This window comes from Clostridium sp. AF32-7AC (assembly GCF_003477925.1).
In the GTDB taxonomy this organism is placed as follows: domain Bacteria; phylum Bacillota; class Clostridia; order Lachnospirales; family Lachnospiraceae; genus Otoolea; species Otoolea fessa.
Window position 1 is genome coordinate 25,285 of record NZ_QUEG01000009.1, and the last position, 21,934, is coordinate 47,218.

General features: G+C 48.4%; 17 protein-coding genes. 7 read left to right on the plus strand and 10 right to left on the minus strand.

All coding sequences use genetic code 11. The features are described 5' to 3' along the window. The first annotated feature begins 326 nt into the window (after positions 1-326). Together DWZ45_RS11925 and DWZ45_RS11930 are read left to right on the plus strand one after the other, a co-directional pair. Positions 327-1,424, plus strand: a complete 1,098-nt coding sequence (locus DWZ45_RS11925) for a helix-turn-helix transcriptional regulator (protein WP_118469285.1) — start codon at positions 327-329, stop codon at positions 1,422-1,424. Positions 1,425-1,876: 452 nt separating this feature from the next. Beyond that, positions 1,877-2,863, plus strand: coding sequence for an ornithine cyclodeaminase family protein (locus DWZ45_RS11930; protein WP_118469287.1), 987 nt, complete (start codon positions 1,877-1,879; stop codon positions 2,861-2,863). A 156-nt stretch (positions 2,864-3,019) separates the two neighbouring features. Here DWZ45_RS11930 and glyA read toward each other — a convergent pair whose 3' ends face one another. The 9 genes from glyA to DWZ45_RS11975 form a co-directional block, all read right to left on the minus strand. Further along, positions 3,020-4,267: a serine hydroxymethyltransferase gene (glyA, locus tag DWZ45_RS11935; protein WP_022358816.1), complete on the minus strand. Its 1,248-nt coding sequence runs from the start codon at positions 4,265-4,267 to the stop codon at positions 3,020-3,022. A gap of 152 nt (positions 4,268-4,419) precedes the next feature. Next, positions 4,420-5,568, minus strand: coding sequence for an FprA family A-type flavoprotein (locus tag DWZ45_RS11940; RefSeq protein ID WP_118469289.1), 1,149 nt, complete (start codon positions 5,566-5,568; stop codon positions 4,420-4,422). 129 nt (positions 5,569-5,697) lie between these two features. Beyond that, entirely contained in the window at positions 5,698-6,141 is a 444-nt protein-coding gene (rpiB, locus tag DWZ45_RS11945) for a ribose 5-phosphate isomerase B (RefSeq protein ID WP_022358818.1), read from the minus strand. A 210-nt stretch (positions 6,142-6,351) separates the two neighbouring features. Further along, complete coding sequence (gene clpB, locus DWZ45_RS11950; protein ID WP_107001854.1) at positions 6,352-8,943, minus strand: ATP-dependent chaperone ClpB; 2,592 nt, start codon at positions 8,941-8,943, stop codon at positions 6,352-6,354. Positions 8,944-9,155: 212 nt separating this feature from the next. Continuing rightward, positions 9,156-10,025: a shikimate dehydrogenase gene (aroE, locus tag DWZ45_RS11955; protein WP_118469291.1), complete on the minus strand. Its 870-nt coding sequence runs from the start codon at positions 10,023-10,025 to the stop codon at positions 9,156-9,158. Between the two features lie 47 nt (positions 10,026-10,072). Further along, complete coding sequence (locus DWZ45_RS11960) at positions 10,073-10,852, minus strand: shikimate kinase (RefSeq protein ID WP_107001851.1); 780 nt, start codon at positions 10,850-10,852, stop codon at positions 10,073-10,075. Positions 10,853-11,016: 164 nt separating this feature from the next. Then, a complete protein-coding gene (locus DWZ45_RS11965; RefSeq protein WP_022358823.1) occupies positions 11,017-11,904 on the minus strand; it encodes a shikimate dehydrogenase in 888 nt (295 codons plus the stop codon). A 99-nt stretch (positions 11,905-12,003) separates the two neighbouring features. Then, complete coding sequence (locus DWZ45_RS11970; protein WP_118469293.1) at positions 12,004-14,025, minus strand: FAD-dependent oxidoreductase; 2,022 nt, start codon at positions 14,023-14,025, stop codon at positions 12,004-12,006. A gap of 72 nt (positions 14,026-14,097) precedes the next feature. Next, positions 14,098-15,054, minus strand: a complete 957-nt coding sequence (locus DWZ45_RS11975) for a LysR family transcriptional regulator (protein ID WP_118469295.1) — start codon at positions 15,052-15,054, stop codon at positions 14,098-14,100. A 458-nt stretch (positions 15,055-15,512) separates the two neighbouring features. Here DWZ45_RS11975 and DWZ45_RS11980 point away from each other — a divergent pair, with 458 nt between their 5' ends. The 5 genes from DWZ45_RS11980 (at position 15,513) to DWZ45_RS12005 (ending at position 20,947) form a co-directional block, all read left to right on the plus strand. Further along, on the plus strand, positions 15,513-16,727 hold the full coding sequence (locus DWZ45_RS11980) for an MFS transporter (RefSeq protein ID WP_118469297.1): 1,215 nt from the start codon (positions 15,513-15,515) through the stop codon (positions 16,725-16,727). A 31-nt stretch (positions 16,728-16,758) separates the two neighbouring features. Further along, on the plus strand, positions 16,759-17,523 hold the full coding sequence (aroD, locus tag DWZ45_RS11985; protein WP_338126570.1) for a type I 3-dehydroquinate dehydratase: 765 nt from the start codon (positions 16,759-16,761) through the stop codon (positions 17,521-17,523). Positions 17,524-17,858: 335 nt separating this feature from the next. Then, the gene (locus DWZ45_RS11995) at positions 17,859-18,479 is read left to right on the plus strand and encodes a TRAP transporter small permease (RefSeq protein WP_117796717.1); all 621 of its coding nucleotides are present in this window, start codon (positions 17,859-17,861) and stop codon (positions 18,477-18,479) included. After that, on the plus strand, positions 18,479-19,768 hold the full coding sequence (locus DWZ45_RS12000) for a TRAP transporter large permease (RefSeq protein ID WP_118469303.1): 1,290 nt from the start codon (positions 18,479-18,481) through the stop codon (positions 19,766-19,768). Before DWZ45_RS11995 ends, DWZ45_RS12000 begins: the two co-directional genes overlap by 1 nt. 132 nt (positions 19,769-19,900) lie before the next feature. Then, positions 19,901-20,947, plus strand: coding sequence for a TRAP transporter substrate-binding protein (locus DWZ45_RS12005; protein ID WP_118469305.1), 1,047 nt, complete (start codon positions 19,901-19,903; stop codon positions 20,945-20,947). Between the two features lie 172 nt (positions 20,948-21,119). Here the strand turns inward: DWZ45_RS12005 and DWZ45_RS12010 are convergent, their stop codons facing one another. Next, on the minus strand, positions 21,120-21,710 hold the full coding sequence (locus DWZ45_RS12010) for a 50S ribosomal protein L25 (protein ID WP_118469307.1): 591 nt from the start codon (positions 21,708-21,710) through the stop codon (positions 21,120-21,122). Positions 21,711-21,934 lie beyond the last annotated feature (224 nt).

The following is a 21,934-nucleotide window of genomic DNA, read 5'->3' on the forward strand; positions in this document are numbered from 1 at the left end:
GTTTTCTGAAATCTCGTTGTTAAAATCATATCATGACAAAAACTTTCAAAAAACATCATTTTTAATACAAAGTTTTTTGTGTTTTGGTTATTATGATGCATGACGTCAGTTAATGGTAGATACTTTCGGTTCTATCATAGTATACTTTTGGATACTTTTTCTATTTTCAAAGTTTTTCCACTTGCAATAATCATAACAACATTTTATTATGCTTTATATATTATCAGTCTATTAAAAATAGTTTAAAACAATAGTTGGACTATAGTCTAGTATTGATTCCATTTTGTTTTCACTAATTGAATACTCACGGGAAAGGAGGCATCTTCATGAGTGCTGAAAATCTTTTTACAACATCACGAATTGAAAACGTCAATCAGATCATTGCTGAACTTTACGACGATTCAATTCTTCTTGAAAAACGGATGGAGAGTTTTTTCCTGAACCTGAACAATATTGTTTTTTTTGAAAAAGCAAATTTTTTGTTTTACCAAAAGCAGGGACAGAATTACAAAACCCATTCCATCTACACCATCAACTGGAATGATGAACAGAAACGGCGATATCAGGAAGAATACTGCCATATGGACGATGTTCTGTCGATTCTGGACTCCGACAGTAATGTAACTTTCCTGACCAACCAGCTGTTCAATCAGGAGGTTCGAAAAAATTCTCTTTATTTTCAGGAATTTCTACTTCCCATGGGGCTGCATGATTCCATTGAAACGAATTTTTCGATTCGGAACCGGGATCTGCGGGGTGTGTTTTCCATCCACCGATCCAACGATAAAAAAAATTTCCTGCCAGATGAATTGAGCCTTGTCCGGTTATTCCAGCCGCATTTCTGCAACGTATTTAAAAATTACGGGCGGGAGCTCAACATCGGACGGGCATTTCATGTACTGGAAAATTACAACTGCATCGGAATCGGCTGTTTTGACGATAAACTGAATTTTATCGGGTGCAACACAACCTACCGTACATACATGGAGAATCATGGATTTGCAGATTTATCCAACAACCCCATTTCCAACTGTTTTCGCTCTCTTTGCCGTCAGCTGCTCCGTTCTGGAAGCATTACCGGACAAAATATCGAATACAAGATGGAAAACAGCCCTTTGTTTCTGGAGGTAAGCCGCTCCCATCTTAAGGAGGGACCAGACAACGACTGCTTTGTATGTCTGTTCTTCGATTTATCCTATGTGATGGATCGTACTCTTTCCCAGATCAGCCGGGATTTTTCCCTGACGAACCGAGAAGTAAATGTTTTAAGCCTTTTACTGCGCGGCTATTCCAACGATCAGATATCTTCCACCCTCTTCGTCAGCATCCCTACTGTCAAAAAGCATCTGGCTTCCATTTATTCCAAAATGGAAATCAAGAGCCAGAAGCAAATTCTGGAACGCATTCATTTCTACGACAAATAATTTTCGCATTAATCTTGTTTAACCACGAAAAAAGGGAGTCCGCTCATCCTGGGCTTCTCTTTTTTCGTTCTTGAGCTCCCAATGAATCAAAAATTAAACTACCGTCATCTTTTTCTCTCACTTCATTGTCTGATACTCATTTTTATCTCAGTCGAGAAGATTCCCACCTCTTCAGGTGGTGTGTAATAGCAAATTTATCTCAGTGGGAGTTGGGTCTCCGACTGAGATAAACGCTCCGCGAGGATGCGCAGTGATTCTGATAGGAATATGTCAGCTTCGCTGACCAGAATCACGCGCCAAGTCTCACGGACGTTCGACTTGAATCTATTTTCATCTTGACACTGAAACGTGAAACTGCTACAATCCAACTATGCAAATCACATTTGATTTGTGATAAATCCATTTTAATATGTATATTTTATTTCATTCATAAATATTCAGGAGGTTTTGATATGTTATTTCTCAGCGAACAAGAAATGTGGCAGTCCGTCACCTTAGAGGATGTCATGGACGCAATCGAAGATGCGTATGCGATTCACAAAAGCGGCAATTATAAGATGCCGGATCGTTTTATCGCACAGCGTGATAAAAATATGATGCTCTATATGCCGTGTTTTCTGGATTCCGTCATCGGTACAAAGATGTTATCCGAATTTCCGGACAATCCCTCTCTGGGAATTCCGTATCTGAACGGACTTATGATTTTAAATAACGCAAAGACCGGTCTGCCGAAGGCGATTATGAACGGAAGTGTCCTGACCGCAATGCGGACCGGTGCGGTCGGCGGTGTCGCACTGCGCTATCTGGCTCCAGAGGATGCTGCCTCAGTTGGTCTGGTTGGCTGCGGTATGCAGGGACTACACCAGCTTCTCTATGCCTGCGAGGTGCGCCCGATCACAGATATTTATCTGTATGACGCATACGCTAAGGATCTTTCCGGCTTTATCGAGCGCTTATCGGCGCGTCTGGCATCGTTTGGAAAAAACGACATCCAGATTCATACCTGCGCGGATACCCGTGAACTGGCTGAGCACAGCCGCGTCCTGATCTCCGCCACCCAGGCGGTCGATCCGGTCTACCCGGATGATGAAGAGCTGCTTCGCGGCAAATGCTTTGTTGCCATCGGCTCCTGGCGTCCGGAACGGCGCGAACTGCCGGATGCGGTGTGGAAACTCGTCAAGAACGCGTACACCGAGCTTCCGTATGCCTGCGAGGAGAGCGGCGATCTGAAAATTCCGCTGGAAAAGGGCGTTCTGACACAGAAGCGCGTCCACTTTATCGAGGATCTGATCGAAGATACCAAGCAGGGACATCCGCATGAGCAGAACGAGACCCGCTGCTTTAAATCCGTCGGCATGGGACTCTTTGATGTGCGGACGGCACAGCTTATCTATGAAAAAGCATTGGAAAAAGGAATTGGACAAAAACTTAATTTCTAGGAAAAATGGTTGGAATAGAAAAGGCTGTATCACCTACCGCGCGCTTCCATGCGGCAGGCAATACAGCCTTTTTCTTATTGTTATATGTGCATTCATTTTCCAGCATTTTTCTGAATCTATAGACTGGCAAATTTTTCGCTCCATATTCTTCTCTACTTATTTATATAACGGATACTTCTCACACAGCTTCGTCACTTCCGCACGGATGTAATCTGCCTTGTTCTCGAAGTCGGTAGCTGCCAGCCAAATGCACTCTGCGATGACTTCCATGTCTTCTTCTTTGAGTCCACGGGTGGTAACAGCCGGAGTACCGATGCGGACACCAGAAGTAACAAACGGGCTTCTCGGGTCGTTCGGAACGGTATTTTTGTTCAGGGTAATGTATACTTCATCGCAGCGGTTCTGCAGCTCTTTACCGGAAATATCCATGCCGCGCAGATCAACTAACATCAGGTGGTTATCGGTTCCGCCGGTCAGAATCTTGAATCCCTGCTTCTGAAGTGCGGCTGCCAGCGCTGCTGCATTCTTCTTTACCTGAAGCTGATACTCTTTAAATTCTGGTTTCAGCGCCTCGCCGAAGCAGACTGCCTTGCCAGCGATGATGTGCTCTAACGGACCGCCCTGGGTTCCCGGGAAAATCGCCTTGTTGAAGTTGAACTTCTCAGCTGCTTCCTTATTTGCCAGAATCAGACCGCCTCTCGGTCCGCGCAGTGTCTTATGAGTGGTTGTCGTAACAACATCTGCATACGGAATCGGGCTCTGGTGAAGACCGGCTGCTACCAGACCAGCGATATGAGCCATATCGACCATCAGGTATGCGCCTACTTTGTCTGCAATTTCACGGAAACGTTTGAAATCAATCTCTCTTGCATAGGCACTTGCACCTGCAATGATCAGCTTCGGTTTTGCTTCCAGTGCAATGCGCTCTACCTCTTCGTAATCAATCACGCCATTGTCATCGACACCATACGGCACAATGTTGAAATATAAACCGGAGAAATTGACAGGGCTTCCGTGTGTCAGATGTCCACCGTGATCCAGGTTCATGCCCATAACAGTATCACCCGGTTTCAGCATTGCGATAAATACCGCCATGTTTGCCTGCGCGCCGGAATGCGGCTGTACGTTTGCATAATCACAGCCAAACAGTTTTTTCGCTCTCTCGATCGCGATGGACTCTACAACATCGACACACTGGCATCCGCCGTAGTAACGTTTTCCCGGATATCCCTCCGCATATTTGTTGGTTAATACCGATCCCATCGCCATCATAACCGGCTCCGATACAATATTCTCCGACGCGATCAGCTCCAGGTTTCTTCTCTGACGGGCTGCCTCTGCTTCAATGGCTTCTCCCACTTCCGGGTCTGCCTCTGTAATGAACTTCATTACCTCATCTACCATGTCTGTTTCTCCTATTCTTTTTCTGTCATCCATACAAAATCATCAAGTGGATTTTTCATATATAAATATAAAAACCACACTTTTGTCTCTCCGGATTTTTTATTTAAAAAAGCCTTTTTCAGGTCTCATTAAATACTGTCACCAGACGCTTCTTATGCCAGCAGCGCTTCCGCCATCTGCTCCAGCGACGGAATATCGCTCTCCTTGAGCGCCCCGCGAACCGTAACGACCGGTTCAACCACCGTGATCTCCTTCATCGCATCCAGCATTCCCTTCATCGTGCGCGCTGCACTCGGCGCCCAGGAACCGTTTTCAATCAGGGCAACGGTGCGTTTCTGGTAATTCTTGCTCTGTAAGTGGTGCAGGAAATCTGCCATAACCGGCATCACACCCGCGTCATAGGACGGTGCTGCCAATACAATTTTTCCATACCGGAATGCATCTTCCAGCGCCTCCGCCATATCACCGCGCGCCAGATCCGCGATTGCCACCTTCGGGCATCCTTTTTTCTCAAGAATTTCCTTGCATTTCTTCGCCGCATCCTCGGTGTTGCCATGCAGGGACGCATATGCGATAAATACACCCTCAGACTCAACGCCGTAGCTGCTCCAAATCTGGTATTTTTCAAGCACATGACCGATCGTCTCTTTCAGAACCGGTCCATGCAACGGGCAGATAATCTGGATCTCAAGACCGGCTGCTTTCTTAAGAAGTGCCTGCACCTGCATTCCATATTTTCCTACAATATTGAAATAATACCGTCTCGCCTCGCAGTCCCAGTCCTCATCCACATCAAGCGCACCGAACTTGCCGAAACCGTCGGCGCTGAACAGCACCTTGTCGCAAGAATCATAGCTTACCATAACTTCCGGCCAGTGTACCATCGGTGCCATGATGAATGTCAGCTCATGGCGTCCCAGTTTCAGGGTATCGCCCTCCTTGACCGTCAGCACACGGCTGGTATCAAGATCAAAGTACAGTTTCAGCATCGGAAATGTCTTCGCATTGCCTACCAGTGTGATTTCCGGGTACCGTTCTACGACTGCCTGGATACTTGATGCATGATCCGGCTCCATGTGGCTGATTACCAGATAATCCGGGGTTCTTCCAGCCAGTGCGGTTTCCAGATTTCCCAGAAATTCCGTCTGTTTGCGCTTGTCTACCGTATCCATGATCGCGATCTTTTCATCCATAATCACGTATGAGTTATATGAAATACCATTTGGCACCTGATGCTGCCCCTCAAACAAGTCAATGTCATGGTCGTTTACACCGATGTAGCGAATATCTTCTGTGATCATTTCCTGCTTCCTCCTGTTCTTTTCGCAGCTGCTCCATCTCTTTACAGCTGCCTCTTTTTGTTCTCACAGGCATCCCGCATCCTGCTGTCAGCCTGCCTTATGATTTCATCCGTTACCTCTGACTCTGAATCAGTCTTTCTCCTCAATCGCCATAATCATATCCACGCGTCTCTGATGGCGTCCGCCCTCAAATTCTGCGTTGATCCACTCGTCAACGATCATCTTCGCAAGCTCACTTCCTACCACGCGGGCGCCGAAGCAGAGTACATTGGCATCGTTGTGGCGGCGGGACATCACCGCTGTGTACGGCTCGCTGCATACGCAGGCGCGCACGCCTTTTACCTTGTTAGCTGCCAGTGAAATACCAAGACCGGTACCGCAGATTGCGATACCCAGATCGGCTTCGCCGGAAACAACTGCACGGCCTACCTTCTCTCCGTAAACTGGATAATCACAGCTCTCGCTGCTGTCTGTACCCAGATTTAACACTTCGATTCCTTTTTCTTTCAGGAAATCCACAATAATGTTCTTCAGTTCTACCGCCGAATGGTCATTTCCAATCGCAATTTTCATCTCATCTTCTCCTCATCTGACTGACTTCCGGAACAAATGATATAGTCCGGTCATTATGGAATCATTTTAGTAAAGTTGCCGGGCAATGTCAAGACTGTGAAAATCTCAGAAATACATAAAAAGAGCGCAGAGGAAGCTCTTTCGCACTTCTCCGCGCCCTATTGTTTCTTCTATATAATAGTTATAAATCCGCCGTAAGACGTTTTCCGCTTACGCGCTATGGACAGCCGAAGCCGTCAGCTTGCCATCCGAAAGCCCGATCTCTATCGTATCGCCCGCACGGACGCCGTCCGCCAGAATCAGCTTCGCTGCCAGTGTCTCAACGTTCTTCTGCAGGTACCGTTTCAGCGGTCTTGCACCGTAAACCGGATCGTAGCCATTTTCAATGATGAAATCCTTTGCCTCGTCCGTCAGGGCAATCTTTAATTCCTTATCCGCCAGACGTTTGTTGACATCTGCAATCAGAAGCTCAATGATGCCTCCGATGTTGCCTTTCGTCAGCGGCTTAAAGAGAATAATCTCATCCAGACGGTTCAGGAACTCAGGACGGAAGTGAGCTCTCAAGTCATGCATAACGGAGCTTTCCGCCTCCGGCTTGATCTGTCCCTTTTCATCGATGCCGTCCAGCAGATACTGGGAACCGATGTTGGAGGTCATAATCAGGATCGTATTCTTGAAATCGACAGTTTTGCCGGTCGAATCCGTGATACGTCCATCATCCAGAACCTGCAGCAGGACGTTAAATACATCCGGGTGCGCTTTCTCAACCTCATCGAAGAGGACAACGGAATACGGTTTGCGCCGTACTGCCTCGGTCAGCTGACCGCCCTCGTCATATCCGACATATCCTGGCGGCGCTCCGATCAGACGGGAAACGGAATGTTTCTCCATGTATTCACTCATATCGATACGAACCATGTTGTTCTCATCATCAAACAATGCCTCCGCCAGCGCTTTTGCAAGCTCTGTCTTGCCGACACCGGTCGGACCTAGGAACAGGAACGAACCGATTGGTTTCGTCGGATCCTTGATGCCCGCTTTGGAACGGATAATCGCCTCCGTTACCTTGGTAACGCCCTCATCCTGTCCGATGACACGTTTATGCAGCAGTTCGTCCATATGCAGGGTCTTGCTGCGCTCGCTCTCGGTCAGTTTGGCAACCGGAATACCGGTCCACTTCGAAATAATCCGGGCAATCTCATCCTCGGTGACACTCTCATGTACCAGACTGAGATCCTGATTTTTCACTTTCTCTTCCTCTTCCGCCAACTGTTTCTGCAGTTCCGGCAGCTTGCCGTACTGGAGTTCAGCCGCTTTGTTTAGGTCATATGCCTGCTGCGCTGCCTGAATCTCGCCATTTACATGCTCAATCTCTTCACGCAGTTTGGACAGCTTATCAACGGAAGATTTTTCATTCTCCCACTGGGCTTTCTGGGTCGAAAAGCTGCTCTTGAGCTCTGCCAGTTCTTTCTGCAGTTCTGCCAGGCGATCCTGACTTAAGCGGTCAGTCTCTTTCTTAAGCGCAGCCTCTTCAATCTGCAGCTGCATGATACGTCTCGACAGTTCATCCAGCTCTGCCGGCATTGAATCCATCTCTGTCTTGATCATCGCGCACGCTTCATCAACCAGGTCGATCGCCTTATCCGGAAGGAAACGATCCGTAATATAACGATCCGAGAGGATTGCCGCCGATACAAGCGCAGAGTCGGTAATCTTGACCCCGTGGTAAACCTCATATCTCTCTTTCAGACCACGCAGAATGGAAATCGTATCTTCCACGGTCGGCTCATCAACGTGAACCGGCTGGAAACGACGTTCCAGAGCTGCGTCTTTTTCGATGTATTTACGGTACTCATCCAGGGTCGTCGCACCGATACAGTGCAGTTCACCTCTCGCCAGCATCGGCTTCAGCATATTCCCGGCGTCCATCGCGCCCTCGGATTTGCCCGCGCCGACGATCGTATGCAGCTCATCGATAAACAGAATAATCTGTCCCTCGCTCTTCTTGACCTCGTCAAGCACCGCTTTCAGTCTCTCTTCGAACTCGCCGCGGTACTTCGCGCCCGCCATCAGAGCGCCCATATCCAGGGCAAACAATTTCTTGTCCTTCAAGCCCTCCGGGACATCGCCGCGCACGATACGCTGTGCCAGTCCTTCGACAACGGCTGTCTTACCGACGCCAGGTTCACCAATCAGAACCGGGTTGTTTTTCGTCTTTCTGGAGAGAATCATAACCACGTTACGGATCTCACCGTCACGGCCGATGACCGGATCGAGCTTCTGATCTCTCGCACGTTCCACCAGATCGTAACCGTATTTATTTAAAGTGTCATACGTTGCCTCCGGATTATCGCTGACAACACGCTGGTTGCCGCGCACTGTCGAAAGCGCCTGCAAAAAGCTCTCTTTCGTAATGCCGTAGAGACGGAACAGTTCCTTGACCGCCTTATTCGGCTGTTTTAACATCGCCAGAAATAAGTGCTCGACGGAAACATACTCGTCACCCATCGCCTTGGCTTCGTCCTCCGCGTTCACCAGCACCTTGTTGGCATCGTTGGAGAAATACACCTGACCGCCGGATACCTTCGGCAGCTTTCCAATCGCCTGCTGCACCTCATCACGGAACTGGTCGCCCGAGATTCCCATCTTTGTTATTAATTTAAAAATCAAGCTGTCTTCCACAGTCAAAAGACTGTACAGCAAATGTTCCTGATCAATCTGCTGGTTTCCATATTCATACGCCAGCTTTTCCGTATTCTGAACGGCTTCCAGAGACTTCTGGGTAAATTTACTGATATTCATAAATCATGCCTCCCTTCGAACCATAACTATCTATAATTTATTGAACTGATTTTCTTTTTTGTTCTAGCAGTAATATAACACTTGTTATTAGCACTGTCAAGAGGAGAGTGCTAATTATTTTGTGAAGAATTTGTGAAAACATTTTTTTGAAAAGCGGCACACCGCATTCTCATCACTAAGTAGCGAGAATGCGGTGTGCCGTTCTTCAAATCCTATTTTGTAAAATATTTCTCTTTAATGATCTCCACCGGCATCTGCTGTCCTGTCCAGAGTTCAAAGGATGCAGCTCCCTGATAGAGAAGCATGTACATACCGTTGCTGGTCTTGCAGCCTGCCGCTCTTGCTTCGCGCAGTAAACGGGTCTCCTGAGGATTGTAGATGACATCGAATACGAACAGGTCTTTGTGGAACATCGTTGTATCAGTAATGATCGTATTGTCCGTCTTCGGAGCCATGCCGACGGAAGTACCATTTACCAGAATCGCGCTGTCTGCGATGGACTGGCGCAGGATCTCCGGATCGGAGTAATCATGCAGGGTTACCTTGCATCCTGTGCGCTCGTTCAGTTTCTTTACAATCTCCTCGGCTCTCGGATAGAACGCGTCCTTGACGTTAAATACGTTAATTTCTGCCACGCCGTCTAAAGCTGCCTGTACAAGAATCGCGGTTGCGGCGCCGCCAGCGCCTAAAAGCGTCATTTTCTTGCCAATGATGTCTACACCATTTTCTGCAACTGCACGCATAAATCCGACGCCATCGGTCGTATAAGCAGTCAGAACACCGTCGTCGTTGACAACCGTATTGCAGGCGCCGGAAATCTCGGAAGCCGGTGAAACCTTGTCTGCCAGCTTGCACATGATATTTTTGCCCGGCATCGTGATATTCCAGCCGCGCGCGCCCATCGTCCGCAGTCCCTCAACCGCCTGCGGCATCTTCTCTTCCGGCACATCAAACGCCAGATATGTATAATCCAGACCCAACTGGCTGCACGCCTCGTTGTGCATCTCCGGCGAAACACTGTGTGCGACCGGGCTTCCCAGTAAACAAAGTAAACCTGTGTGTCCTGTGATATGATTCGACATCTTTTTCCCCTTTCGTTTTCTCTGTCAGAACTTTCTGAGCAGTCACATTATTTAAACTTCTTCACCTGTGCAATGATCTCCTCGCAGATCTCATTCGCTGATTTTCCATCGGTCGCGATCACAATATCCGCTGCCGCTTCATACGCCGGTCTGCGCTTCTCCATCAGCTCGGAAACATATTCCACTGTCTTATTATTTTCCAGAAGCGGACGGTCATGGTTCTCTTTGACACGCTCCAGAATCGTCTCCGGCTTCGCGGTCAGAAGTATAATCTTGCCGCTCTTTCGCATCTCCTGTACATTGATCTCGCGCATCGCTACGCCGCCGCCGCAGGATACAATCTTGTTCTTCTCGTTTCCTACCTCCTTGAGCAGGTTTGTCTCCTCGTTGCGGAAATATGCCTCGCCGTGCAGATCGAAGATCTCGGAAATGCTCATGTTGTTCTTTTTCGCGATCATTTCATCCATTTCCAATACATCCATCGCAAAGGTATTCTGCAGTGCATTCGAAACGGTGCTCTTTCCGACTCCCATAAATCCGATCAGGAAAATATTGAACCCAAACAGCTCATGGGACTGAATCCGTTTGCTCCGGTAGAGGACGCTGTCGTAAACTGCCATGATTGATTTTTTGTATTCATAATCATCCAGCTTCGCAAGCATCTTGCTCTTCTTGCGCTCTTCTTCCTCTGCCTGGTAAATCGGAAGTCCGTTTTTCTGTTTATAATTTGTAATCTCCTGGATAATCTGGCAGCGCATCCGCAGGGCGTCGATCAGAATCTCGTCGCACATGTCCAGATCATTTCGCAGCTTCTTTAATTCATCCATCTGTCTCATCCTTCTCCACTTGTATTCATTCAGATCACTTTTGCACTTTACATTGAAAGTGTGTTTTATTATTATACCCGAATCAGGATATGAACGCAAGTGCTAATGCGGAATAGCAGGTATAACTGTGGGGGATAGGTGTTGCTGTTCGAGCTATATTTTTATTAGATTCCCAGCTTCTCCTTCATGTAATCCACCGGTGTTGATTTTCCTGTATACAGTTCAATCGCGATCAGCGCCTGGAACAGCATCATGCTCATGCCGTTGTATACGCGGGTGCAGCCAGCTTCTTTGGCCTGCTTCATCATCACGGTCTCACGCGGTGCATATACCGTATCAGTTACGATCAGATCCTTGCGGAAATAGGACGGATCCGGGATATTGGACAGATCCTCCAGCGGGTGCATACCAACGCCGGTTGCATCACAGAAAATGTCTGCTTCGTGCATTTTCTCTTTTAAGAGTGCCAGATCACCCAGGTCATGCATCTCGGCCTTGCAGTTAGAGTTCTTGTTGATGATATCAACGATCTCCTCGCCGCGTGCATAGAATTTATCTTTGATATTGAAGATATGCAGCTCTGCAATGCCGTCCAGTGCGCCGCGTACTGCGATAGCGGTTGCTGCACCGCCAGTACCGATGAGAACCATCTTCATTCCCTTGAAATCAATGCCTTCTTCCTTGATTCCCTGCCAGTAGCCCATACCGTCAGTGTTGTAACCCTTCAGGTATCCGGTTACATTGCCGTCTTTGTCACGGGTGTTGACTACAGTGTTGATCGCGCCGCACAGCTTTGCAGCCTCGTCTACCTCATCCAGATATTTGTGAACGACGGTCTTGTTCGGCATGGAGATGTTGGAACCCAGCATCTTCAGCGCACGGATACTCTCAACCGCTGCTTCCAGGGTATCGTTGTCTACCTCGAACGCAAGCTGGATAACATCGTCGCCATTCTTGTCATAGGCAAGGTTGTGGGTGGTCGGAGACTGTGTATGACGGATCGGGTAAGCCATTAATCCTACTAATTCGGTATGTCCTGTAATGTTTGGCATGATAATTTCCTCTTTTCTTTTCTATTTTTTATAATCAAATAAAACGATATTATTCGTTCAGCGAACAGTCAGAATCTTTCAAATACGATATTCAATTTCTTACTCCAACGGTGCCAGCTCTAAAAATCCTCTCGCTTCCAGCACGTTCAGAATCGCACGTCCTTCCATCGTTCCCTCCATGATACGGCGGGCGCGAACAGAGTCTCCGATCGGGTAAATGAAGGTATCTGTGTTGTCAAATGCCTCTTCAAGCTGTGCCAGAATCGGATTGTTGGCGCGCATTCCCAGACAGTTGAAGCCGAGGTCAAAGTTCAGATCCTCGATCGTGCCATCCGGCAGCTTCACGGTAAATGCGTTTTCTTTGACTTCCTGCAGTGCAGTATTCACATACTCTTTCACACCATATTTGTCGTGTGTCTCACGCATGGAACATTTCGTGATCGGATCTGCCAGCATCCCAATCTGCGGGAGCATATCCACGATGGTACACTCCGCGCCGCGCGGTGCGAAATACTCCACAACATCCAGACCAACGGAGCCGCCGCCGACTACAACCACTTTTTTGCCCTTGCAGAAATCTTCCGGGTATTCTCCGGCTTTTACTTTCTGAATCATCTCGAAAATGGTATCGACATGACCGGCTGCGATGTTTTCCTTGAGTCCCTTGATCGGCGGAACGACTGGAACGGAACCGGTTGCGTTGACAATGATATCCGGCTTGAACTGTTTGATCTTGTCCACGGTTGCCTCGCAGTTCAGGAAAACATACAGGTTTTTCAGTCTCTTCGCACGTGCTTCCAGATATTTCGGGAAGTCTTTCATACGGTTCTTGCTTGGCAGGTCGGAGATGAAGGTAGAAAGTCCGCCTAATTTACCACTCTTTTCTAATAAGAATACGTTGCATCCAACCTCGGCTGCCGTGCAGGCTGCTTCCAGACCGGCTGTACCGCCGCCGACTACAACTACGTTGCAGTTTTTATTGACTTTCAGCTTCTTGTAGATATCGCCCTCCGGAACAGCCGGGTTGACGGTACAGCGGATCGGGCGGTTGACGCCGATTCGGTTGCCCGCACAGCCGACGTTACAGGAGATGCATTTACGAAGAATCTCTTCCTCACCGTTCTGCACCTTGCTGACCCAGTTCGGTTCTGCAATGAGTCCGCGTCCCATGCCGACAATATCGACATCGCCGCTCTCCAATACTTTCTCAACGACCTCCGGATCGCGGTAGTTGCCCGCATTGATAACCGGTTTACCAAATTTATCCTTCACGGCTCTTGCCATGTAGGAACGCCAGCCATCCGGCAGGAAGTTCGAGTCAATCTGATACTGTAAGGACGGGTTCAGACCGCAGGATACATCGTACATATCTACGTACTCATCCAGATATTCGAGGTATTCCAGTGTGTCTTCCAGCGTGTTGCCGCCCGGCACGCGCTCTTCCGCAGAGATACGGACGATGATCGGGAACCACGGACCTACATTTTTCCGCACCTCTTCCAGAACCATCTTCGGGAAACGGAGACGATTCTCGACAGAGCCGCCGAATTCATCGGTTCTTTTGTTGTAATACGGGGAAATAAACTGACTCATCAGATAAGAATGACCGCAGTGGATCTCAATCGCATCAAATCCGATCGCCTGTACACGTTTCGCCGCCTCGCCGTATTTTTTTACGGTCGTCAGGATCTCTTCCTTTGTCATCGGACGCGGAATCTCGCCGCCTGCCTTGGTCGGGATATTGGAGGAAGACACCGTCTCCATACCGGTTCTGGCAGAGGATGCAGAAGCACCCGCATGGTTGACCTGAATCGCTACCATCGCGCCATTCTTGTGAAGATTCTCGACTAACTGATAATAACGCGGCATAAAGCTGTCGTGATCGATGCGGATCTGGCTTGTGCCATTGGAACCAACCGGATATTCAATATTGGCATTCTCCAGAATAATCAGACCAGTTCCTCCCTTGGCACGCAGGGAATAATAATTCATATGGCGGTTGCTCATCTCACCGCTCGTCTCGCCATAGTTAGTACCCATCGGCGTCATGGCAACACGGTTTTTGATTGTCATGCGCTTAATGGTAATCGGTTCAAAAATTTTCGGGTATTTGCTCTTCATGATGAAATTCTCCTTCTCCATTGCATGAGAGGCATCCCTGTGTTTGTGACACTTTTATCTTAACCGTTTTGCTTAAAAATTAACAATATCTTTCAAGTAAATTTTCAATACGTTTTTGCTATCGGTTTCCCGTTCCGCCTGCAGACCGTCCTGACGCGCCTGCTGTTTCATATATTCAATAAAGCGTTCCACCGCCGGAAGCCGGTAGCGTTCTTTCATCCAGAACATAAAAATCTGGTGATAAATGTCCAGATTTTCAATCGGGTGAATGCAGACTCCCTGAGAAAGCTCCAGAATGTCCGTGCGCGGCATCAGTGCGATGCCAAAACTCTCCCGCACCAGCGCGACGATCGAATATTCGTCCGGGCACTCCACAATGATATCCGGCTGGATGTTGTATTTCGCATAGAGCGCGCGGGTGCGCGTCCCCATCCAGGAGTCCTTATCATATCCAATTACCGGATACCGGTTCAGCTCCGCAAATGGAATACTCTCCCGCTCTGCCAGCGGATGATCCTTCGGCGTGATGATGACAAGCTTCTGGTTCGCCACCGGGAAAAATTCCATGTCATCCTTTTCCAGACAGCCGCCAAAGCCTACATCTAATTCACCCGTTTTTACCTTTTTGGCAATCGCCGGTGTGTGATTCTGCCAGAAATTAAACACAACCTTTTGATTTTCCGGCTGTTCTAAAAAGAGCTTGACCCGGTGCGGGATATAGTGGCCGGCCAGCGGAAACACGTAACCGATGTCGATCTTTCCCCCATTCATCGAAATTTCCCGCATTTTCCCGACCGCTATGTGGCAGTCTGTGAGAATCCGGTCCGCGTACTCCAAAAACATCTTCCCCGCCTTCGTCAGGGTCACCCCGCGTCCTTCTTTTTCAAAGAGCGTCACGCCCAGCTCATTTTCCAGTGACGCCATCGACCGGCTCAGGGATGGCTGTGATATATATAATTCTTCCGCCGCCTGATGATAATTTTCCAGATTCGCTATCTTCTGAAAATATAAAATCTGATTCAATGTCATTCCTAACGTCCCCCGTCTTTATGTATCTTCGTATTAACTCTTCGCAATATCAGCCGTAAATGCATCACACCAAACTTCCATAATCGTTACTGTTCACGCATACGTGCCCAGTAACGGAATTTGCCGTGGCTTCGCATTTAAATACGGCAAATTCCTGCTGCCACCACGTTTTCTTACGGCACTTTCGGTTCCAAAAGTGCCTACCCGTGAACAGTAACCCATAATCATATTTATAACACATTAATGCTTAAAATGCATTGGTTTTTTGCTATAAAAGTATTAGACTTCGGCTATAATAATTATTAGAATAAAGGCATCAAACGTGTTATTTTTCTAACACTAAAACAGAACTTTTTATATCGGCATCTCCTTTGTGTTTGTGACAGAACATCAGCCATCATCCGCCCGGTTTCCGAAACGGCAGCCCGACAGGCGGATCTTGAATTAAGGAGAAAATCATGAACAAGAAATATCTGCCAAGTGCACTTATCATGTACTTAAACTACTTTATCCATGGCGTCGGCTGTTCGATTCTCGGACAGGCAGTCATCAAGGAAGCGCTTGCCGCAGCCTGGGGCGTTGAGGCAATGGCGATCACCGCGATTTCCGCTGCTTTAGGACTCGGACGTCTGATTGCACTTCCATTTGCCGGACCACTTTCCGACAAACTGGGACGCCGCATCTCAACCGCGATCGGCAGCGCCTCCTATGCGGTTTACCTGATTGGACTTGCTTTCGCTTTCAGCGCCGGACAAAACGGCGGCTATCAAATTGCTTATGTATGTGCAATCATCGGAGGTATCTCCAACTCGTTCCTTGATACCGGTATCTATCCGGCGGTTGCCGAGATTATCAGCAGCGCTCCGGGTGTCGCTACCATGGGAATCAAATTTTTCATTGCGATCGCGCAGATGCTTCTGCCGTTCGTACTCGGTGTTGCTGTGACAACCACCGCCACCGGCATGGTATCTTACAATCCGTTATTTATCGGATGCGGTATTATTTACGCTGTTTTATTTGTACTTATTTTCCTGTTCCCGCTGCCAGATTCTGAGCAGAAGGCAGAGGGCAAATCCGAGGGACTCATCGCCAGCTTAAAACACACAAATTTTTCGTTTGAGTCCATCGCCATGATCGTGATTGGTTTCACCTGCACCGGTACCTTCCAGTTATGGTTAAACTGCGCGCAGAACTTCGCAAAAGAAAATGCAGGCTGGGCGAACCCGTCCATCATGCAGACCTACTATTCCGCAGGTACCCTGATGGCGCTCGTTGTCACCTCCCTGCTGACCCGTAAAATCAAGGATGTACGTTTCATCCTCGTTTACCCGGTTATCTGCCTCGTTACTTTGGTTGCCGTACTCATCGGTCACAGCCAGACCCTTATGATTGCAGGCGCTTTCATCATCGGCTGGGCAGGCGCGGGCGGTCTGTTACAGATTGTAACCTCCGTCTGCAACATGCTGTTCCCGAAGATCAAGGGGACCGTAACCGCACTGGTTATGATTGCTTCTTCCTTATGTAATTACACAATTTTGACTGCCGCTTCCAAAATGGCACCATCCCATGTTATGATAATGAATATCGTACTGACTGCCATCGGCGTTCTCTTAGGACTCTTTGTCAATGCCCGCTACGCGAAAATGGTGTCTCTGGCAGAAAGCGACAAATAAATATTTATTGATAAAATGAAAGGATTCTCTGATTATGAATACTATCAAAGTTAGAAATATCGAAATTGGCTCCGGCACACCGAAGATCATCGTTCCGATCGTAGGCGTTACCAAACAGGAAATCATCGACGAGGCAAAAACGTTTGATTCTATTCCGGTTGATGTGGTAGAATGGCGTGCAGACTGGTTCGAGGGTGTCTTTGATTTTGAGAAGGTAGAAGACGTCTTAAAGGAACTGCGTGCCGTTCTCGGCGAGACTCCGATTCTGATGACTTTCCGTACCTCCAAAGAGGGCGGCGAGAAATCCATCGAGCCGGAAGATTACGCAAAGCTGAACATCAAGGCAGCTCAGACCGGCTATGTCGATTTCATTGACGTAGAGATCTTTACCGGCGACGCGATTGTAACCAAGATCATAGACGGTGCACATGCTGCTGGCGTGAAAGTCATCGCTTCCAACCATGACTTCCACAAGACGCCGGAGAAATCCGACATCATCTACCGCCTGCGTAAGATGCAGGATATGAATGCAGATATCCCGAAGATCGCAGTTATGCCGCAGAACAAGAAAGATGTTTTAACGCTTCTCTCTGCCACCGAGGAAATGACTTCCCTCTATGCGGACCGTCCAATCATTACCATGTCGATGGCTGGCACCGGCGTTATCAGCCGTCTCTGCGGCGAGGTATTTGGTTCTTCCATGACCTTCGGCGCTGCCAAGAAGGCATCCGCACCGGGTCAGATGGGCGTAAAGGATCTGGAGACTGTACTGGGACTGCTTCACAGTGCGATGTAATATCTGGCTTATCCAGTTATTCGGTTACTGTTCACGCTAACGTGCCCAGTAACTGAATTTGCCGTGGCTTCGCATTTAAATACGGCAAATTCCAGCTGCCACCACGCTATCTTACGGCACTTTCGGTTCCAAAAGTGCCTATATTATACTTTTAGCCACCTATTTTTTTACTCCCGGAAATCCCTGTGCCTGCGGGTACGTGGGAATTCTCCGCGAGGCACTCAAGACCTGCTACCTCCATCGCAGGTCTATTATTGTTATCAAGCGGCACATCCGTTTTCAAACGTGCCTGCATAAACAGCAACCTATTATCCGTATTTACAAGGGGATTATTCATGAAAAAAACACTTCACTGGCTGGATGAAAACCTGGAAGAATTTCTGCTGGTTGTCATGCTGGCTGCGATGACACTCATTATGGGAATCCAGATATTTTCCCGCTACGCGCTTGGGCAGTCTCTGTCCTGGTCCGAGGAGGTTACCCGTTTTCTCTTTATCTGGAGCGGTTTTTTAAGCGTCAGCTATTGCAGCAAAAAGTGCCTGTCTATCAAGATCGAACAGTTCGTCGCTGCCTTTCCACGCAGAGGTAAGGCTCTTTTTAAGGTTGTCAACCACACCTTTGAGCTGATTTTTTTCCTTTATATGATCCCATTTGCATACTCTTACATGATGTCCGCCATTCACAGCGGACAGTTATCCCCCGCCTGCGGGATTCCGATGTACTATATTCAGGCAGCGCCGTTTGTTTCCTTTCTTCTGGTAACATTCCGCATTCTGCAGCGCTGGATCATCGAATTTAAGGTTGCCCGCGGCGAAGATGTCTACGATCCGGCCCACCCGGAGCGCAATACACCGGAATCCTTTATCCATGCAAATGCAGATATGCCGGAAAAGGAATCCAATGAAATCGAATCTCTCATCGAGGCAAATACACCATCTGGAAAGGAGGAACACTGATGCCTGCTGCTCTCTTATTTGTTATCTTTGTCGTGCTGCTTGTCATCGCAATCCCGGTATCGATCACGCTCGGTATCGCCTCGGTTCTCCCTTCCGTTTTTGACCCGTCCTTCACGGTCGGCGCTAAGTATCTGATCCGCGCCATGTTCGGCGGACTGGATTCTTTTCCCCTGCTCGCCGTGCCGATGTTCGTCTTATCCGGCATCATCATGGCAAAAGGCGGTATTTCCAAGAAGCTGTTTGACGTATTCGCCTTCTTTCTTGGCAATTTTACCGCCGGTATGCCATGCGCGGTCATCGTGACCTGCCTCTTCTACGGCGCTATCTCCGGCTCTGCCCCGGCAACCGTTGCAGCCGTCGGAAGCATGACGATCCCGATTTTAAGCGCCCTCGGCTATGACCGGACTTTCTCTACCGCGATCGTGGCAGTCGCAGGCGGTCTGGGCGTTATCATTCCGCCGAGTATCCCGTTTATCATGTACGGCATGGCGTCCGGTGCCTCTGTCAGCAGTCTGTTCTTAGCCGGCGTCATTCCGGGTCTGATGATTGGTCTGCTCCTGATGCTGTATGCCATCTATCACTGCCGGCGTTACGGCGAAGATAGAGAAAAAATCCACGCTGAAATCCATCTGCTGCGCGAAAAAGGGCTGTTCCGGGTGCTGCGCGAAAGCTTTTTCGCTCTCTTAAGCCCGGTCATCATCCTTGGCTGTATCTACAGCGGCATCGCCTCCCCCACGGAAGCAGCAGTTATCTCCGTTTTCTATGCCCTGTTTGTCAGCCTGTTCCTCTACCGGACCATGAAATTCCGGGATATCCCGCCGATTTTTGTGGAAGCGATCCGCACATTCACACCGATCCTCTTTATTCTGGCAGCTTCCACGGCATTTTCCAGAGTCCTGACCCTGATGCAGGTGCCGCAGGCGGTCAGCAGCTTTATCCTGGAACATTTCAACAGCCCTGTCATGATCCTGCTTGTCATCAACCTGTTCCTGCTTATCGTGGGAATGGTCATGGATACAACCCCGGCGATCCTGATTCTGACCCCGATCCTGCTCCCGATCGTGACAGCGATCAACATGGATCCGGTCCAGTTCGGTGTGATCATGGTTGTCAATCTGGCAATCGGCTTCGTAACCCCGCCGATCGGCGTCAACCTCTTTGTCGCCAGCTCCCTGACCGACGTCCCGATCATGGCGATCGCCAAAAAAGCGATGCCGATGATTGGCTTGTTTCTGGTGGCGCTGCTGCTGATTACGTTTATACCGGCTTTGTCGCTGGGATTGTTATAATGCTGAATGGACGCTTGGAAATGTTGAAGCTCTGAAAGATTTCATATAACGACCTGCTTCACGCTTTCAGGCTGTGAATGGAATATTTCACATATGAAATGGATATTTTTAAATTTGAAAGGATCTCCCATTATGATTTATATTTCAAACCTAGTGTCCCGCCGATGCCGGACTTCTTTCCGATTCGCTGCGGCGCTCATTTCTTCGTCGGTTCTTTTATTCGGCGCCTCGCTCGCGCTGAGCGGCTGCGCCTCCAGCCAGAAAGAACAGCGCTATTCCTGGCCACTGGCGACCGCCAGCCCGGAGGACACGGTAACGCAGCTGTTTGCCGAAAAATTTGCGGAGGAAGTACATGACTTAAGCAACGGCGCAATGCGGATTCAGGTTTACGCCAACTCCACACTCGGCGGTGACCGCGACCTGCTCGAAACGTGCGCGGACGGCGATATCCCATTTGTCGTGCAGAACACCGCCCCTCAGGTTTCTTTCATGAAGGATCTCGCCGTTTTTGACCTTCCATGCGTCTTTGATTCGCTGGATGACTGCCGCAAAAAGCTGGATGATCCGGATTTTTACAATCTCATCAGCCAGGTGTACACCGACGGCGGTTACCACCTGCTCGGCATGGCAGATCAAGGATTCCGCATCATGAGCACAAATAAACCGGTTTACTCTCTGGCGGATTTCAAAGGGCAGAAAATCCGTACCATGGAAAACAGCTATCATCTCGCATTCTGGAAAGCAATCGGCGCCAATCCGACGCCAATGACCTTCAGCGAGGTGTATATCGGTCTCCAGCAGCACACGATCGACGCGCAGGAGAACCCGTATGAGGTCATCGTCTCCAACCGTCTTTACGAACAGCAGGATTATGTGGTCGATACGAACCACCTGCCACATCTGATCTCCCTGATTGTCAATGACGATTTCTTCCAGAACCTGACTCCGGAAGAACAGGAAATCATGACGCAGGCAGCCAAAACCGCGACCGAGTATGCCAGAGAACAGTCCGACGCGCGCATCTTTGACCGTATCGCTACGATCGAAGCGAGCGGCACCGCGATTTTAACTCTCTCGGATGAAACGCGCGATGCCATCCGGGAGGCGGCTGGAAGCGTATATGAGAGTATCCGTGAGAATATTGATCCGGAAATTTATGACGCATATATGAAGCCATAACCTCATCTTCTTTTACCATCTGCAAAAAAAGTTCATACAAAATTCAAAAGCGGATATACCGGCCATCTGGTCAGTACATCCGCCTTTTCTCATGTTTCAATCATTCCACGAAACTTTTTATCTGCCTTGCGGACAGCATCCCGTTTCACTTCATCCTGGCACTGCGCTTCAATTATTTAGCTTCTTCTGCGTCAGCCTCTTCATCGGTCTCCGGTACATTGTTGTGAACCGCTGTGACGGTAGCAACTACTGCCTCCAGATCGGTCAGAATATCAACGTCTTTATCTTTTGCGATCGAAAGGTCTTTGACACGAATTGTATCACCAATCTCCATCTCACCAACATCAACTTTGACTTTCTCAACCAGTGCAGCCGGTAATGCGCGGTACGATACTTCTTTCAGTACCTCCTGCAGAACGCCAGTTTCTACCTTGTCGTGGTTCTCGAAGATAATCTCAGCAACGGAATGAACCTTCTCATTGCTTACCAGCGCCTGGAAATCTATTTCTACAACCTGATTTGCCATTGCATCATAGTCAACTTCCTTGATCAGGACATCGTAGACTTCGCCTTCTACATCCAGCATAATCTGTCCGCCCTTGGTCTCGTTCTTCAGCAGACGATCCACGTCTTTCTTTTCCATCTTAACAGGAATGGAGCCCTGAATCTTCTTGCCAAATACGTTGCCTGTTACATAACCTTCTCTTCTGAGTCTCTTTGCCTTAACATCCATGCTTCTTTTTTCAGCTTTTAAAGTAGTCATTTGTCTTTTCCTCCAAAAATCTGATCTGCGCCTTCCGCACGCCCTGTGTGGAAAACACATTGTGCTTAGCAGCCCTCAGCCATGGGGTTTTGTTAAGTATCTATCTCCTTGTTACGGCTCATATTATAGCAGGGTTCTCTGAAAACGATTCACTAAAAATAAAAATATTTCGGCTTTATTTTCAGCATTTTTAAGGTTGAAATTTAGAATTTGTATATTTTTCT